General features: G+C 64.9%; 14 protein-coding genes. 10 read left to right on the forward strand and 4 right to left on the reverse strand.

All coding sequences use genetic code 11. From position 1 onward, the window contains the following. Window positions 1-42: 42 nt before the first annotated feature. The 3 genes from CAG11_RS15560 (at window position 43) to CAG11_RS15570 (ending at window position 3,980) form a co-directional block, all read left to right on the forward strand. Complete coding sequence (locus tag CAG11_RS15560) at window positions 43-1,695, forward strand: acyl-CoA dehydrogenase family protein (RefSeq protein WP_085596972.1); 1,653 nt, start codon at window positions 43-45, stop codon at window positions 1,693-1,695. 108 nt (window positions 1,696-1,803) lie between these two features. Next, window positions 1,804-3,267 carry an AMP nucleosidase gene (amn, locus tag CAG11_RS15565; protein WP_085597073.1) on the forward strand — a complete coding sequence of 488 codons (1,464 nt, stop codon included), beginning with the start codon at window positions 1,804-1,806 and terminating at the stop codon, window positions 3,265-3,267. A 146-nt stretch (window positions 3,268-3,413) separates the two neighbouring features. Then, window positions 3,414-3,980: a pseudouridine synthase gene (locus CAG11_RS15570; RefSeq protein WP_164823759.1), complete on the forward strand. Its 567-nt coding sequence runs from the start codon at window positions 3,414-3,416 to the stop codon at window positions 3,978-3,980. Here CAG11_RS15570 and CAG11_RS15575 read toward each other — a convergent pair. Both CAG11_RS15575 and CAG11_RS15580 read right to left on the reverse strand, forming a co-directional pair. Further along, window positions 3,975-4,184 carry a DUF2788 domain-containing protein gene (locus CAG11_RS15575; protein ID WP_022641176.1) on the reverse strand — a complete coding sequence of 70 codons (210 nt, stop codon included), beginning with the start codon at window positions 4,182-4,184 and terminating at the stop codon, window positions 3,975-3,977. The two genes, CAG11_RS15570 and CAG11_RS15575, sit on opposite strands and share 6 nt — an antisense overlap. 124 nt (window positions 4,185-4,308) lie before the next feature. Then, on the reverse strand, window positions 4,309-4,788 hold the full coding sequence (locus CAG11_RS15580) for an Lrp/AsnC family transcriptional regulator (protein ID WP_022641175.1): 480 nt from the start codon (window positions 4,786-4,788) through the stop codon (window positions 4,309-4,311). Window positions 4,789-5,206: 418 nt separating this feature from the next. Between CAG11_RS15580 and CAG11_RS15585 the strand changes: the two genes are divergently transcribed. Continuing rightward, window positions 5,207-6,274, forward strand: coding sequence for a DUF6515 family protein (locus tag CAG11_RS15585; RefSeq protein ID WP_085596974.1), 1,068 nt, complete (start codon window positions 5,207-5,209; stop codon window positions 6,272-6,274). Here the strand turns inward: CAG11_RS15585 and CAG11_RS15590 are convergent. Together CAG11_RS15590 and CAG11_RS15595 are read right to left on the reverse strand one after the other, a co-directional pair. Then, window positions 6,268-7,164 (reverse strand): cation diffusion facilitator family transporter, encoded by an 897-nt coding sequence (locus CAG11_RS15590; protein ID WP_085596975.1) that lies wholly within the window; start codon window positions 7,162-7,164, stop codon window positions 6,268-6,270. The genes CAG11_RS15585 and CAG11_RS15590 overlap by 7 nt on opposite strands. A 22-nt stretch (window positions 7,165-7,186) precedes the next feature. After that, complete coding sequence (locus tag CAG11_RS15595; protein WP_085596976.1) at window positions 7,187-7,606, reverse strand: polyribonucleotide nucleotidyltransferase; 420 nt, start codon at window positions 7,604-7,606, stop codon at window positions 7,187-7,189. A gap of 129 nt (window positions 7,607-7,735) precedes the next feature. On the opposite strand from CAG11_RS15595, the gene hrpB reads away from it, so the two are divergent. From hrpB to CAG11_RS15625, 6 genes are all read left to right on the forward strand, one after another. Then, window positions 7,736-10,258 carry an ATP-dependent helicase HrpB gene (gene hrpB / locus CAG11_RS15600; protein ID WP_085596977.1) on the forward strand — a complete coding sequence of 841 codons (2,523 nt, stop codon included), beginning with the start codon at window positions 7,736-7,738 and terminating at the stop codon, window positions 10,256-10,258. 727 nt (window positions 10,259-10,985) lie between these two features. Further along, window positions 10,986-12,155, forward strand: a complete 1,170-nt coding sequence (gene iacA / locus CAG11_RS15605) for an indole-3-acetate monooxygenase (RefSeq protein WP_085596978.1) — start codon at window positions 10,986-10,988, stop codon at window positions 12,153-12,155. 18 nt (window positions 12,156-12,173) lie between these two features. Beyond that, a complete protein-coding gene (locus CAG11_RS15610) occupies window positions 12,174-12,536 on the forward strand; it encodes an IacB protein (protein ID WP_085596979.1) in 363 nt (120 codons plus the stop codon). Between the two features lie 61 nt (window positions 12,537-12,597). Next, entirely contained in the window at window positions 12,598-13,872 is a 1,275-nt protein-coding gene (locus CAG11_RS15615; protein WP_085596980.1) for a Rieske 2Fe-2S domain-containing protein, read from the forward strand. A gap of 14 nt (window positions 13,873-13,886) precedes the next feature. Continuing rightward, window positions 13,887-14,363, forward strand: a complete 477-nt coding sequence (locus CAG11_RS15620) for an aromatic-ring-hydroxylating dioxygenase subunit beta (RefSeq protein WP_085596981.1) — start codon at window positions 13,887-13,889, stop codon at window positions 14,361-14,363. Window positions 14,364-14,373: 10 nt separating this feature from the next. Next, a complete protein-coding gene (locus CAG11_RS15625) occupies window positions 14,374-15,114 on the forward strand; it encodes an SDR family NAD(P)-dependent oxidoreductase (RefSeq protein ID WP_085596982.1) in 741 nt (246 codons plus the stop codon). Window positions 15,115-15,149 lie beyond the last annotated feature (35 nt).

Below are 15,149 nucleotides of genomic sequence, written 5' to 3' on the forward strand. Positions count from 1 at the left end.
GTGCTTAACTGGGGTCTTGGCACACCCTGAAGGAGCCCCGTGATGAACCTCCACCAGTTCGCTGAAACCCACGAAGTCACCAACCAGCCACCATCCCTGGAGGGCACCAACCTCTATCGGATCGACCTGCCATTGCAGCAATGGATGCGTCGGTTCGATGCCGGCTGGGCCGAGTCCCGGGTCGATGCCTATGGTGCCCTGGCCGGCGGGCCGTTGATGGAAGCGGGATTCCTGGCCAATCAGAACAAGCCGGTGTTCAACAGCCATGACCGCTTCGGCCACCGGATCGACCTGGTGGAGTTCCACCCGGCCTACCACCAGTTGATGCAGGCGGCGATCGAAGGCGGCCTCACGTCCTTGCCCTGGACCCATCCCCAGCCTGGCGCCCATGTGGCGCGGGCCGCCATGACCTACCTGCACAGCCAGGCCGAGGCCGGCAGCGGTTGCCCGCTGACCATGACCTTCGCCTGCGTGCCGGCCCTGAAGTTGCAGCCGGATATCGCCGAGCAGTGGCTGCCCAAGATCCTCGCCACCGAGTACGACCCGCGCAATGTCGGCATGCAGCACAAGGCCGGGTTGACCATCGGCATGGCCATGACCGAGAAACAGGGCGGCACCGATGTGCGCGCCAACACCACCCGGGCCTATCCGGTGGGGGCCACGGGGCCGGGGCAGGCCTATGAGCTGGTGGGGCACAAGTGGTTCTGTTCGGCGCCGATGTGCGATGCCTTCCTCACCCTGGCCCAGACCGACAAGGGCCTGACCTGCTTCCTGCTGCCCCGGCATCGTCCCGACGACAGCCGTAACCAGTTCTACATCCAGCGCTTGAAGAACAAGCTGGGCAACCAGTCCAACGCCTCCAGCGAAGTGGAGTTCCGTGGCGCCCTGGCCTGGATGGTTGGCGAGGAAGGACGGGGCGTGCCGACCATCATCGAGATGGTGGCCATGACGCGCTTCGACTGCATGGTGGGTTCCAGCTCGCTGATGCGCCAGGCGCTGACCCAGGCCAGCCACCATTGTGCCCATCGCAGCGTCGGTGGCCGGGTGCTCGGCGAGCAGCCGCTGATGCAGAACGTGCTGGCCGACCTGGCCCTGGAGAGCGAGGCGGCCCTGGCCCTGAGCATGCGCATGGGCCGGGCCCTGGATCACCAGGACGATGCCCAGGAAGCGAAGTTCTCGCGCCTGGTGACGGCGGTGGGCAAGTATTGGATCTGCAAGCGGGCCCCGGCCATGATCAACGAAGCCGCCGAATGCATGGGTGGCGCCGGTTATGTCGAGGACAGCATCCTGCCGCGGCTGTACCGCGAGGCGCCGGTGAACTCCACCTGGGAAGGCTCCGGCAACGTCCAGTGCCTGGATGTGCTACGGGCCCTGTCGAAAGAGCCGGGCGTGCTCGATGCGCTGTTCGCCGAGCTGGGCGATGGCCATGGCGACCGGCGCCTGGCCGGCCATATCGCTGGATTGAAGGAGAGCTTCAAGGACACCGATGATATCCAGTACCGTGCTCGCCAGCTGACCGAGGACATTGCCCTGGGGTTGCAGGCCAAGCTGCTGCTGGAGGCCGGCAACCAGGTGGTCGCCGACGCCTTCATCGCCAGTCGCTTGGGGGGCCAGTCCGGTCGGGCCTACGGCACCCTGCCGCGGGGGCTGGATGTGGCCGCCATCGTCGCTCGCTCGACGCCACAAGGCTTCTGAGGGGCTCCAGGGCCGGCTTGCCGGTCCTGGCTGCGATGCCACTGTTTCCGTGGGGCGAGGTTGCAGGCAAGATGGACGCCTGCAAGATCAGAACACAGGGTGCTCATCGTGACCGAAGCTTTTATTGTCGTTCAATCCGCCGAACAAGCCGTGGATCGGCTGGCTGCTCTGCACGAGCGGGCCACCACCGCGCTGAGCCAGGCGCTCAAGCGTTACCTCAAGGACCGCATCGAACCGGATGCCGAGCAGCGAGCGTTGTTCCGTTATCCCGAGCTGCGCCTGACCTATCACTGCCAGGGCGAAGTGCCACAGACCACCCGGGCCTACGCCAAGGTCCAGCTGCCAGGCACCTACAGCGTTACCGTCACCCATCCCGCGGCCTTCCGCAATTACCTGCTCGAGCAACTGGAGCCACTGATGCACGATTTCACCGTGACGGTGGAAGTGGGTGTCAGCGAGCAGAACATTCCTTATCCCTATGTCGTCGAGCAGGGTGATGAACTGGCCGGTTCCGGCGTGACCGCCGCGGCCCTGGCTCGGGTTTTCCCGAGCACCGACCTGTCGGCCGCCACCGATGGCATCGCCGACGGCCTGTACAACTGGGAAAACGCCAATCCGCTGCCGCTGGCGCTGTTCGACGCCGCGCGGGTGGATTTCTCCCTGCGCCGCCTGGTGCACTACACCGGCAGCGACTGGCGCCATGTGCAGCCGTGGATCCTGCTGACCAACTACCATCGCTACGTCGACCAGTTCATCGTCCATGGCCTTGAGCAACTGCGCAACGATCCGCGCTTCGTGCGCATGGTGCTGCCGGGCAACGTGATCATCGAGAAGGGCATGGACCACGGCGAGGCCTCGGCCATTGCCGCCGGCGTGGTCTGGCATCGCTACCAGATGCCGGCCTATCACCTGCAGGCCAGCGATGGCCACGGCGTGACCCTGGTGAACATCGGCGTCGGCCCGTCCAATGCCAAGAACATCACCGACCACCTGGCCGTGCTGCGTCCGCACTGCTGGCTGATGATCGGCCACTGTGGCGGCCTGCGGCAGTCCCAGACCATCGGTGACTATGTACTGGCCCACGCTTACATGCGCCGCGACGGTATCCTCGACCGCGTGGTGCCGCCGAACATCCCGATCCCGGCCCTGGCCGAGGTCCAGCTGGCGCTGCAAGAAGCGGCGGCCAACGTCACCGGGGAGAAGGGCGAGCAACTGAAGAAGCGCCTGCGCACCGGCACCGTGCTGACCTACGACGACCGCAACTGGGAGTTGCGCTGGGCCGAGGAGCGGCCGCTGATCAACCTGTCCCGGGCCGTGGCGGTGGACATGGAAAGCGGCACCATCGCTGCCCAGGGTTATCGCCTGCGGGTGCCCTACGGCACCTTGCTGTGCGTTTCGGACAAGCCCCTGCATAGCGAGATCAAGCTGCCGGGTTCGGCCAACGCCTTCTACGAGCGGGCGGTCAGCCAGCACCTGAAGATCGGTATCGAGGCCGTGGACCTGCTGCGCAGCGAACTCAACTCCCTGCACTCGCGCAAACTGCGCAGCTTCGACGAGCCGCCGTTCCGCTGACACCTCGCCCCATGGTCATTTGGCGATCAGGCCACTAGCATTGTCGGTCCTGATCGCCAGATGTTCCCTAGCTCATGTCCCGTCCGTCCCGTCCCGCTTCCCGTCGCCCTGGCGCGAAGCCGTTTTCCGCATCCCCCGCCAAGCGCGTGGCCAAGGCGCCGCCTGCCGAGCCACGGTTGATCCTGTTCAACAAGCCGTTCGATGTGCTGACCCAGTTCAGCGACGGCGAAGGCCGGGCGACGCTCAAGGATTTCATCGCCATCCCCGGGGTCTATCCCGCCGGGCGCCTGGACCGCGACAGCGAGGGGCTGTTGCTGCTGACCAACGACGGCCAGTTGCAGGCGCGCATCGCCGATCCCAAGCACAAGCTGGCCAAGACCTATTGGGTGCAGGTGGAAGGCGAGCCCAGCGCCGAGCAGTTGCAGCGCTTGCGCGACGGCGTGGAGCTTAACGACGGCATGACCTTGCCGGCCCAGGCTCGCCAACTCGAAGAGCCGCAATTGTGGCCGCGCAATCCACCGGTGCGCTTTCGCAAGAGCGTGCCGACCAGTTGGCTGGAGCTGGTGATCCGTGAAGGGCGCAATCGCCAGGTGCGACGCATGACGGCCGCCGTGGGTTTGCCGACCTTGCGCCTGGTACGGGTGCGGATCGGTGACTGGACCCTGGATGGGCTGGACCAAGGCCAGTGGAAGGAAGTGCCGGCGCGGCTATAGGGCGCCGGTCTCGATCAGGCCGATCACCACGCTCTTGATGATGAAGGCGGCCACGCCCAGGCCCAGGACGAAGAACAGGATGAACGAGCCGAAGCGCCCGGCCTTGGATTTCTTGGCCAGGTCCCAGACGATGAAACCCATGAAAATGATCAGGATGCTGACCAGGCCGGTCATCATCCACTCTTCGAATACTGCCGGATCCATCGAACATCTCCAGTGCGCGCAGGACAAAAAAAGCCGGGCGAGTATACGCCAAGCGTTCCGGCCCGGGCATTGATCTGCGTGCGTTACGTCGCCACAGCCCGGGACCGCATGGCGGCTTGCCGGATCAGTTGCGCAGGTGGGTCAGCGGCAGTTCGGTGCTGTTGAGTACCTGGTTGAGCACGAAGCTGGAGCGGACGCTGGTCACGCCTTCGATCCGGGTCAGGTGGCCCAGCAGCAGCTTCTGGTAATGGTCCATGTCCGGTACTACCACCTTGAGTTGGTAGTCGGCATCCATCCCGGTCACCAGGCTGCACTCGAGCACCTGGGGCAGATTGCGGATCGCCGCTTCGAAGTTCTCGAAGCGCTCCGGAGTGTGGCGATCCATGCCGATCAACACATAGGCGGTCAGGCTCAGGCCGAGCATCTTGCGATCCAGCAGCGCGACCTGGCGGGAGATGTAGCCGTCGTCTTCCAGCTGCTTGACCCGGCGCGAGCAAGGCGAGGGCGACAGGCCGATGCGTTCGGCCAATTCCTGGTTGGAGATGCGGGCGTCGCGTTGCAATTCCGCCAAAATGCTCAGGTCATAGCGGTCCAGTTTGCTCATCGTTCAGGCCTTTGTCTTAACTATTGCGTCGAATTATCTATCTCGGGTTAAAAATTGCGCAAGAGCTGTTTAGCAAAGCAATCTTCGCAATCCTCTGTCGCGAGGCGAGGCCTATTCTTATCACCAGAATCACTGCCCGGACATAGAGTCCACTGCGGCCCGCCGAATCAGGCCTGCCGCGGCCGCCAACCCCACAGGGTTGGGCAGGCCCCCGGGCTGCACCCTGTCCAGAAGACGGAGTGAGGTGAGCCGGTGCCACAAGCGCCGAGCACGGACAAAATCTCAAGGGGTGGCCGACGGGCCGCCCTTTTTTATTGCCTGCGAAATAAGTTTCGTGACTGATAATCTCTAGCAGAACCGCCCTGGGCTTTTGCCAGTCTTATGTTCAGGTCCCCCCCAATTCGCAGTGAGGAATAGCATGAAGTCGCGCATCTGGCGTATGGCAGGTGTTGGTGTGTTGTGCGTGAGCGTCAGCGCGCAAGTGTTCGCCGATGAGCGAGACGAGAGGCGCCCTCCCCAGCAGGGGGAGCAGGCCGGGGGACAGCGCGAACATGCTCCTGAAGGCCGCAGGGAAAGCAACCAGGGCCATCCGGCGTACCAGCAGCCGGCCCCGCAGCAACCGCGGATGCAGAACGAAATCATCCGTGGCGACAACAGCCGCCAGTTCGAGCGCAGCCCTCAACATCAGGATGGGCAGTGGCAGGAACGGCCTCGCCACGAAGCCGAGCAGCAGGGGCGGCCAGCGCCACAACCGGCCGCGAACCTGCCGATCCAGCCGCGTCCGGATACCGTGCGCCAGACCCAGGAACCGCAACGCGGTTATTACCAGGACATCCCCCGGCGCAACGATTACAACCCGCATTGGCAGGCCGGCAATCCTGGCTGGCGCCCAGACAATCGCCACCCCAATGACAATCGCTGGCCGGGTCGTCCTGACGGTCGTGGCAACGGTTGGGGTCCGGGTCCGCAATACCGCCCGGGTTATGTGATCGATCGTTTCCCCGAGCGCAACTTTCGCGTGCCCTATCGTGGCCACGACTACTTCTTCTCGGGTGGCTACTGGTATCGCCCCCAGGGCAGCCGCTATGTGGTGGTGACCCCGCCCTATGGCATCCGCGTGGGCTACCTGCCCGATTACGCGCGGGAAGTGTGGATCGGCAGCGCGCTGTTCTTCCTTGCCGCCGGTGCCTACTACACCTATGAAGCCAACACCCAGCAATACGTGGTGGTGGAGCCGCCGGCAGGCGTTGTGCCGCCTGCGCCGCAACCGGTTGGCAACGGCTATGACGTGCTGGCCTATCCGGTCAACGGCCAGCCGCCGCAGCAGGTCGATCAGGACCGCTACGACTGTTATCGCTGGGCAGTGCAGCAGAGTGGTTTCGATCCGGCCAGGGTGACTTACCAGCCGGCGTCCGAAGTGGTCCAGGCCTATCGCCAGGCCCAGGGCAATTGCCTGAGCTCACGGGGCTACCAGGTGACCTACTGAGCCCTGGCGGCCCTGACTACCTCCTGCGGGTCGGCGTGCACCAGCACTTCGGCCCGCGGATAGGCCGCGTGGATCGCATCGGCGGCCTGGTCGCTGATGCTGTGGGCCACCCTCAGGGTCAGGTCGCCGGGTAGCTCCAGGTGCAGCTGGACGAACCAGCGGCTGCCGGAAATCCGTGTCCGCAGGTCATGGGCGCCCAATACTCCGGGGACCGCGCAGGCCAGTTCCAGCATGTGCTGGCTGACCTCGGTCGGCAGTTCCTCGTCCATCAGTACCGAGAAGCTTTCCCGGGCGATCTGGATCGCGCTCCAGAGGATGTACACGGCGATCCCCAGGCCGAACCAGGCATCCACCTGCTGCCAGCCGAAGGCCGCCAGGGCCAGGGCCAGGAGGATGCTGCCGTTGAGCATCAGGTCGGAGCGATAGTGCAGCGAGTCGGCGCGCACCGCATTGGAGCCGGTGGCCCGGATCACCCGATGCTGCAACACCAGCAAGGCGCTGGTCAGCACCAGCGACAGGACGATCACCCCGATGCTCAGCCAGGGCGCCCCGACCGGTTCCGGGTGGTGCAGGCGCTCGACCGCCTGGAAGGCGATCAGTACCGCGCTGCCCGCGATGAACAGGGCCTGGGCCATGCCCGCCAGGGATTCGGCCTTGCCGTGGCCATAGCGATGGTCATCGTCGGCCGGGCGCAGGGCGTAGTGCACGGCCAGCAGGTTGAGCAGCGAGGTGAAGCCGTCGAGCACCGAGTCGGTCAGGCCCGCGAGCATGCTCACCGAGCCGCTGAGCCACCAGGCCACGGCCTTGGTCAGGATCAGGATGCCGGCCACGGTGACCGAGGCGCGGGTGGCGAGGCGCAGGAGGCGAGCGTGTTCCGGGCTACCGATCATGGGGTTTCCTTGTGTGGCGGGTTCAAGCGGCTGGCTGCAGTCCGTACAGGGCCAGTTGTTGCACGCTGCCCTTGTGCTGGATCAGGCGTGGGTCGTCCAGCGGGAAGTGGCCCCCCAGCTCCTGCTCGAGGATGGCCTGCAACTTGCGCTTGTTGACTGTACCGTCGGCGCCGATGGCCTGCTGGAGTTTCTCCGGTGCGACCTGTGCGGTCTTGCCCGGCTCCAGGTAGATGGCGCCAGTGGCGAAGTCGACGCCGAAGGCGATCAGCCCCGGGATCACGTAGAACAGCAGGCCCACGGCATCCAGCGCCACGATCACCGGGTCGATCTTGCCGTCGATCTGGCCGCGCCGATCAGGAAAGAAGATCGAGCCGCAGGCGGTGAGCTGGGTCAGCAGGGTGGTCACCAGGATGCCGCCGATGACACGGTGGGGAATACGCATGGATATCTCCTAACAGGCATGAAGGCCCGGACAAATGGTGCGGGGGGCAAGTCTTGTCGATCAGCACTCAGACCATGATCAGCCCCGGGCAGTTCGCCGTTATACTCGCGCCTCTGTTTTGGAGCCAGCATGAAATCCTTGCCGATCGATGAAGTTTTGCCTGCACTGCGTGACGCCTTGGCGACACGCCACGAAGCGGTGCTCGAAGCCCCGCCCGGCGCCGGCAAGACCACCCGCGTGCCCCTGGCGTTGCTGGACCAGGATTGGCTGGCCGGGCAAACCATCCTGATGCTCGAGCCCCGGCGCCTGGCCGCCCGTGCCGCCGCCGAGCGCCTGGCCAGCGAGCTGGGGGAAAAGGTTGGGGAAACCGTGGGCTATCGCATCCGCCTGGACAGCAAGGTCGGCCCGCGTACCCGTATCGAAGTGGTCACCGAAGGCATTCTCACCCGGCGCCTGCAGGACGACCCGGCCCTGGAGGGGGTCGGCCTGCTGATCTTCGACGAGTTCCACGAACGCAGCCTGGATGCCGACCTGGCCCTGGCCCTGAGCCTCAATGGCCGCGAACTGTTCCGTGACGAGCAACCGCTGAAGATCCTGCTGATGTCGGCGACCCTGGAGGGCGAGCGCCTGTCGGCGCTGCTGGACGATGCGCCGATCCTGCGCAGCGAGGGGCGCATGTTCCCGGTGGCCCAGCGCTGGGGCCGGCCGTTCCAGCCTGGTGAGTTCATCGAGCCGCGGGTGGTGCAGGTGGTCCTGGAGGCGGTCCATGACGAGAGCGGCAGCCTGCTGGTGTTCCTCCCGGGCCAGGCGGAGATTCGCCGGGTGCACCAGCAATTGAGCGAGGCCCTGGGCGAGCGTGACGAGATCCTGCTGTGCCCGTTGCACGGCGAACTGGAGCTTGCCGCCCAGCGCGCCGCCATCGATCCGGCGCCGCCGGGCAAGCGCAAGGTGGTGCTGGCCACCAACATCGCCGAAACCAGCCTGACCATCGACGGCGTGCGGGTAGTGGTGGATGCCGGGCTGGCGCGGGTGCCGCGCTTCGATCCCGGCAGCGGCATGACCCGCCTCGATACCCAGCGCATCTCCCGGGCCAGCGCCACCCAGCGTGCCGGTCGCGCCGGGCGCCTGGAACCGGGGGTGTGCTACCGGCTGTGGTCGGCGGACCAGCAAGAACAACTGGCCGCCCATGCCAGCCCGGAGATCCTCCAGGCCGATCTGGCCGGCCTGGCGTTGCAACTGGCGCGCTGGGGCGTGACGCCGGGCCAGTTGGCCTGGCTGGATGTGCCGCCCGCTGCGGCCTATGCCCAGGCCCAGGACCTGTTGATGCGCCTGGGCGCGCTCGACGGGGAAGGCAAGCTGACCCGCCACGGCCAGGCCATGGCCGAGTTGCCGGCCCACCCGCGGATCGCCCATCTGTTGCTGCGCGGCCAATCCCTGGGGCTGGCGCCGATGGCTTGCGATGTCGCGGCCTTGCTCGGGGAACGTGACATCCTGCGGGGCGCCGACGCCGACCTGCACAGCCGCCTGGTGCTGCTCTCGGGTGAGGCGCGAGCTGCCCGTGGCGCCCAGGGTGGCGTGCAGCGGGCCCGACAACTGGCGCGCCAATACCGCGGCTACCTGCGCGGCCAAGCCGATGCGGCGGTGGCCGATCCCGAGCATCCACGCTGGCTCGGTGCCTTGCTGGCCCTGGCCTATCCCGACCGGGTGGCCCAGCAACGGCGCCCGGGTGGCGCCGAGTACCGCCTGGCCAATGGCCGGGCGGCCCAGTTCAGCGAGCCCGACAACCTGATGAAGCAGCCCTGGCTGGTGATCGCCGACCTGGGTAGTCGCCAGGGCCAGCGTGAGGAGCGGATCTACCTGGCTGCGGATTTCGATCCAGCGCTGTTCGAAACGGTGCTGGCCGAGCAGGTGCGTAACGTCGACCAGTTGGACTGGGACGAGCGTGAAGGCCTGTTGCGGGCAGAAAGACAACGCAAGGTGGGCGAACTGGTGCTCAGCCGCGAGCCGCTGCCGGGCCTGGATGAAAGCGCCCGCTGCCTGGCCCTGGTCCAGCTGGTGCGGCGCAAGGGCCTGGAACTGTTGCCCTGGACCGTCGAGCTGCGCCAGTGGCAGGCCCGGGTGGCCCTGTTGCGCCAGCTGGAACTGGCCGCCAAGGCTGAAAGCCAGTGGCCGGATGTCAGCGATGCGGCCTTGCTTGAGGGGCTGGAACACTGGTTGGCGCCGTACCTGGGCAAGGTCTCGCGCCTGGCCCACTTCGCCAACCTGGACCTGGCCGGCATCCTGCTCGGCTTGCTGCCCTGGCCCTTGCCCCAGCGCCTGGACGAGCTGGCCCCGCAGCACCTGAAGGTGCCATCCGGCTCGTCGATCCGCCTGGACTACAGCGAGCAGCCGCCGATCCTCGCGGTGCGCCTGCAAGAGCTGTTCGGCCTGGCCGAAACCCCACGCATCGCCGGTGGCCACCAAGCGGTCAAGTTGCACCTGCTGTCCCCCGCCCGCCGCCCGGTGCAGGTGACCCAGGACCTGGCGAGCTTCTGGCGCAGCACCTACGCGGAGGTCAAGAAGGACCTCAAGGGCCGTTATCCCAAGCACTACTGGCCGGATGATCCGCTGATCGCCGAGGCCACCGCCCGGGCCAAGCCCAGGGGTACTTAGCAGGCCGTTGAAAAACTACCTGCGTTGCCATCGCCTACGTTTTGCAACGGCCTGTTAGGTGCATCAACGATCCTGCTCGGGACCGTTGTTGTCCCGAGCAGGATCGTTTTGCCTGCGCCTTCTCTCGCCACAGCCAGTTTCGTTCCCCTTGAGGGGGGGCGGCCCGGTCTGCCTGGACTTCAGTACTTGAACGGCTCGTTTTCGAGCGATGCCCACGGCGGGGGCGCCTGGTCTCGATCCACGCTTGAAAGCATCTGGAAAACGCTTCCGAATCGCCGCAACCAAGGTTGGGGTGGCCGAGTTGCAATAAAAATTGATGGATATTTCATGTTTATTTTTTGTTATTTAAAGATCATTTAATAATAAGCGTCATGATTGTTATGGCTTTTTATTTTATAAATTGTCGATTAAATTGATTTAAATCAATTAGTTATATTTTTATGCGGAATTTGGTTGCTTGGGTTTCGTGTCGAATGATTGTTTTTTAGCGTGAATATTCAATTGACATTTCACGTAAAAAATCACGATTCTTGGCCATCGGCACGATAACAAGAGAGACAGCCCATGCCGCCTAGCCCCCTTCAAGCCCCTGCGCGTGGCCGACATCCCGCTATCGCCTTGCCTCGCCATACCCTTGGCGGTTTTCGCGGCTACCGATCCAGGTGGCGCCAGCGGCATTTCCCTCCTGCCATCTAGTACCCAACCGCACCTGAGACGGAGAAAGTCCATGGATTCGCTTTGCCTGCATTCGGCGCCTGCTTCGGCGCTGGCCTCCGGACCGGCCTTCGAGGCCTTGCTCGACGGTATTCGTGATCGTGCCCGCCTGGGAGAGTTCGATCGCCAGCGGCATATTTCCCGTGACGTGATCGACGGGTTCAAGGCCCACGGGGTCTATCGTGCCCTGGTGCCGCGTCGTTTCGGCGGGTTGGAATGCTCGCCCGGTGAGTTCTGCCAGATGATCGAGCGTATCTCCCACGCCGATGGCTCGGCGGGCTGGGTGGCCAGCTTCGGCATGAGCCCGGTGTACCTGGCAGCGCTGCCCCTGGCGACCATCGCCCGGATCTATGGCGACAACCCCGACACAGTATTCGCCGGCGGCATCTTTCCACCGCAACCGGCCGAAGTAGTGGCGGGCGGCTTCAGGGTCAATGGGCGCTGGAAATACTCCAGCGGTTCGCTGGGCGCCGATATCGTCGGGGTTGGTATCGCTCCGCGCCACGGCGACAAGCTCGACCTGCCGCGCCTGGCCGTGCTGCCCAAAGCCCAGGCGCGTATCGAGGAAACCTGGGACACCGTGGGTTTGCTGGGTACGGGCAGCCACGACCTGGTGGTGGAGGATGTGCGGGTAGACGAGGACTGGACGTTCGTCCGTGGCGGCCTGCCCAACCTGGACGAGCCGTTCTTTCGTTATCCATCGCTGTCCTTCGCCACCCAGGTGTTGTCGGTGGTCGGCCTGGGAGTCGCCCGGGCCGCCCTGGACGAGCTGTCGGCGATGGCCGGCGGACGACTATCGGTGACCGGGGCCCCCGCGCTGGCCGACCGCCCGCTGGCCCAGGTGGATGTGGCCAAGGCTGAGGCGGCGCTGCGTTCGGCCCGGGCCTTCTTCTACGAATCCATCGAGCGCGCCTGGAGCCATGTTCAGGCTGGCGATCCCGTACCGCAGGAGATCACCAACCTGCTGCGCCTGTCTTCTACCCATGCCACGCGCATCGCCGCCGACGTGGCACGCAACGCACAAATGCTCTCGGGCATGACCGGCATCTATCACGACAGCCCACTGGCCCGCTGCGTCAACGACGCCCAGGTGGTCACCCAGCATGCCTTCATGGGCGATATCACCTATCAGAACGCCGGAGCGATGTTCTTCGGCAAGCAGCCCCTGCCGGGCTACCTGTAACCATCGAGGAGAAATTCCATGAACGACCGGAAGACCTTGCGCGTGCTGTTCTGCATGGGCATCAACCAGAACTTCTTCGATGCCCCGCGCGAAGAGCAGCTCCAGGTGTGGGCGGCCTTCAGTGCGATGTGGAATGGCATCCACGATCTGCCTGGAGTGAAGGTGCTGGGCAACATGGATGACGACCAGGGCATGGTCGGCCCGTCCGATGGCTATCCCTGGACCACCTACCTGTTGGCCGATGTGCCGGATATCGAGACCGTCCATGGCGCCTGCAACCTGTTCCGCACCACTGAGGTGGGCCAGGGGCCCTACAAGCTGTGGCGCTACGCCAAGGTCGAGGCGCGTATCGGCCGCGAGTTGGTGATCCAGCGTGCCTGAAGTCCCGCGAGCCCCTCTACAACGAGAATGCCCAGCCTTCGACGCTGGCAAGGAGTACGCCGTGAACAACCTGATTCCCGCCGTCAACCTGGCGCTCGATCCTGCCGGGTTGGTGCAGGACGACCGCGTCCATACCTCCATGTACACCGATCCGGCGCTGTTCGATGCCGAACTGGAAAAGATCTTCTACAGCACCTGGGTCTGGGTCGCCCATGAAAGCGAAATCCCGGACGCCGGCAGCTACAAGAGCACCTACATCGGCAAGCAACCGGTGATCGTGGTGCGCGATCGCAAGCAGGCCATCCACGTCCTGCTCAATCGCTGCCGGCATCGCGGGGCCACGGTCTGCGAGCACAAGAAGGGCAAGGCCAACAGCTTCGTCTGTCCCTATCACGGCTGGGGTTATGCCCTCGATGGCTCGCTGCGGGGCATTCCTCAGCCAGAGAGCTATGGCGAATGCCTGGACAAGTCCGAGTTGCCGCTGGTCAGCCTACGGGTGGAGAGTTATGCCGGCATGGTCTTCGCCACTTTCAAGGATGGCATCGAGCCGCTGGAGGACTTCCTCGGTGCGGCGAAGAAATGGATGGACCTGTTCATGAAGCAAGGTGCCGGCTATGGCATCAAGGTACCCGGTGAGCATCGTTTCCGTTTTCCCGGCAACTGGAAAATCCAGCTGGAAAACACTACCGACGCCTATCACTTCCCCCTGGTGCACAAGAGCTTTTTGTCCTCGGTCGACGAGCAGACCCTGAAACTGTTCGACTTCGTCGAAGGCCCGGGCTACGTCGAGGATCTGGGCAATGGCCATAGCGTGATGGTGATGATCCCCGAGTTGGTCGACCTTGAAGCCGACCTCGACAAGCCGATCCCCGAGCGCTTCGCGGGCCTGGCTGCCGAGCTGCGTGACGAGGGCATCGACGAACCCCGGGTGCGCCGCATCGTTCGAGCCGTGGGCGGCTCGGGTTTCAACCTCAACCTGTTTCCCAACATTGCCTGCTCGATGGCTTTTTTCCGGGTGCTGCAGCCGATCTCGGTGACCGAGACCGAGATCCACCATGCGGTGATCACCATGGACGGTGGGCCGGCCGCGGCCAACCGTTATCGCCTGCGCCTGCACGAACACTTCCAAGGGCCCATGGGCTTCGGCACTCCCGACGACTCCGAGGCCTGGGAGCGCGTGCAGAAGGGCGCCAGCGCCGGCGAAGACCTGTGGATCATGCTTAACCGTGGCCTGCCGGGCGAGAGACCCAGCGCCGATGGCCTGGTTTCGGACGTGAGCGCCGAGACCGGTATGCGCGCTGCCTACCGGCAATGGAAAAAACTGATGTCGGCCTGAACCTGGAGAACCCCATGAATCTGCAACTGCTGCAAGAAGTGAGCGCTTTCATCTGGCAGGAAGGCGACATGCTCGACCATGGCGAATACGAAGCCTGGCTGGCGCAATGGACGGAAAAAGGCACCTACATCATTCCGATCAGGCCCGGGGAAGGCGACTACGAGAACAGCCTCAACTATGCCTATGACGACCACCACATGCGCGGCCTGCGAGTGCAGCGCCTGGTCAGCGGCGAGTCGATCTCCACCAGCCCGCGGCCACGCACGGTGCGCACGCTTTCGCGCTTTCGGGTGCTCGACGATGACGGCGACCAGGTCACGGTGCGCTGTGCGCAGAACCTGCGGGAGTTCCGCAAGGACACGCTCAAGCACTACAGCGCCGACCTGACCTACACCCTGGTCAGGGCCGACGGCGGATGGCGCATCCAGCGCAAGGTGATCAGCCTGATCAACAGCGACGATACCCTCGCCGGTATCGGCTACATCCTTTGAGGAGTCGGCCATGAACCAAGTCGCATTGGTAACCGGTGCAGGCCAGGGGCTGGGCCAGCGTACCTGCGCCCGCCTGTTGGCGGCGGGCTTCGATGTGGTGGTCAGCGACCGCGACCTGAAGCTCGCCAAGGCTAGCGTCGCACAGTTGCAAGGGGCGGGCGGGCGGCTGCTGGCACTTGAGCTGGATGTCGGCAGCAAGGCCGACTTCCAGCGGGGCCTGGCGCGGGTGCTGGAGCATTTTGGTGCCTTGCAGGTGGTGGTCAACAACGCCGCCGTGACCAGGACCACGCCACTGATGCAGATCAGTCCCGAGGAGTTCGATGCCGTGGTTGGGCTCAACCTGCGTAGCGTATTCCTCGGTTGCCAGGTGTTCGGCGCGTACCTGGCCGAGGCCGGCTATGGCCGGATCATCAACATGGCCTCCCTGGCCGGGCAGAACGGCGGTACCGCCACGGGCGCGCATTACGCGGCGAGCAAGGGCGCGATCATCACCCTGACCAAGGTCTTCGCCAAGGAATTCGCCGCCCGTGGGGTCACCGTCAACGCCATTGCCCCGGGGCCGATCGATTCGCCGGCGGTGCGTGCGGCGATCCCGGCCGAGCGCATGGCCGGCCTGCTGGCTGGCGTGCCGGTGCAACGCCTGGGGGATGCGGACTTCGTCGGCGAGCTGATCGTGCAGTTGGCGCGGCCCGAGGCCTACTTCACCACCGGTGCCACCTGGGACGTGAACGGCGGCCTGTTCATGCGTTGATTTTCCGGGGCGCCTGTTCGCCCCTGTCGTGATGA

The sequence above is a fragment of the Pseudomonas sp. B6(2017) genome, assembly GCF_002112765.1.
Classification (GTDB): domain Bacteria; phylum Pseudomonadota; class Gammaproteobacteria; order Pseudomonadales; family Pseudomonadaceae; genus Aquipseudomonas; species Aquipseudomonas piscis.

Coding starts and splice junctions, on each gene's coding strand:
- CAG11_RS15560 (WP_085596972.1), top strand. CDS start 43: ATGAACCTCCACCAGTTCGCTGAAACCCACGAAGTCACCAACCAGCCA.
- CAG11_RS15575 (WP_022641176.1), bottom strand. CDS start 4,184: ATGGATCCGGCAGTATTCGAAGAGTGGATGATGACCGGCCTGGTCAGC.
- CAG11_RS15580 (WP_022641175.1), bottom strand. CDS start 4,788: ATGAGCAAACTGGACCGCTATGACCTGAGCATTTTGGCGGAATTGCAA.
- CAG11_RS15585 (WP_085596974.1), top strand. CDS start 5,207: ATGAAGTCGCGCATCTGGCGTATGGCAGGTGTTGGTGTGTTGTGCGTG.
- CAG11_RS15590 (WP_085596975.1), bottom strand. CDS start 7,164: ATGATCGGTAGCCCGGAACACGCTCGCCTCCTGCGCCTCGCCACCCGC.
- CAG11_RS15595 (WP_085596976.1), bottom strand. CDS start 7,606: ATGCGTATTCCCCACCGTGTCATCGGCGGCATCCTGGTGACCACCCTG.
- hrpB (WP_085596977.1), top strand. CDS start 7,736: ATGAAATCCTTGCCGATCGATGAAGTTTTGCCTGCACTGCGTGACGCC.
- iacA (WP_085596978.1), top strand. CDS start 10,986: ATGGATTCGCTTTGCCTGCATTCGGCGCCTGCTTCGGCGCTGGCCTCC.
- CAG11_RS15610 (WP_085596979.1), top strand. CDS start 12,174: ATGAACGACCGGAAGACCTTGCGCGTGCTGTTCTGCATGGGCATCAAC.
- CAG11_RS15620 (WP_085596981.1), top strand. CDS start 13,887: ATGAATCTGCAACTGCTGCAAGAAGTGAGCGCTTTCATCTGGCAGGAA.
- CAG11_RS15625 (WP_085596982.1), top strand. CDS start 14,374: ATGAACCAAGTCGCATTGGTAACCGGTGCAGGCCAGGGGCTGGGCCAG.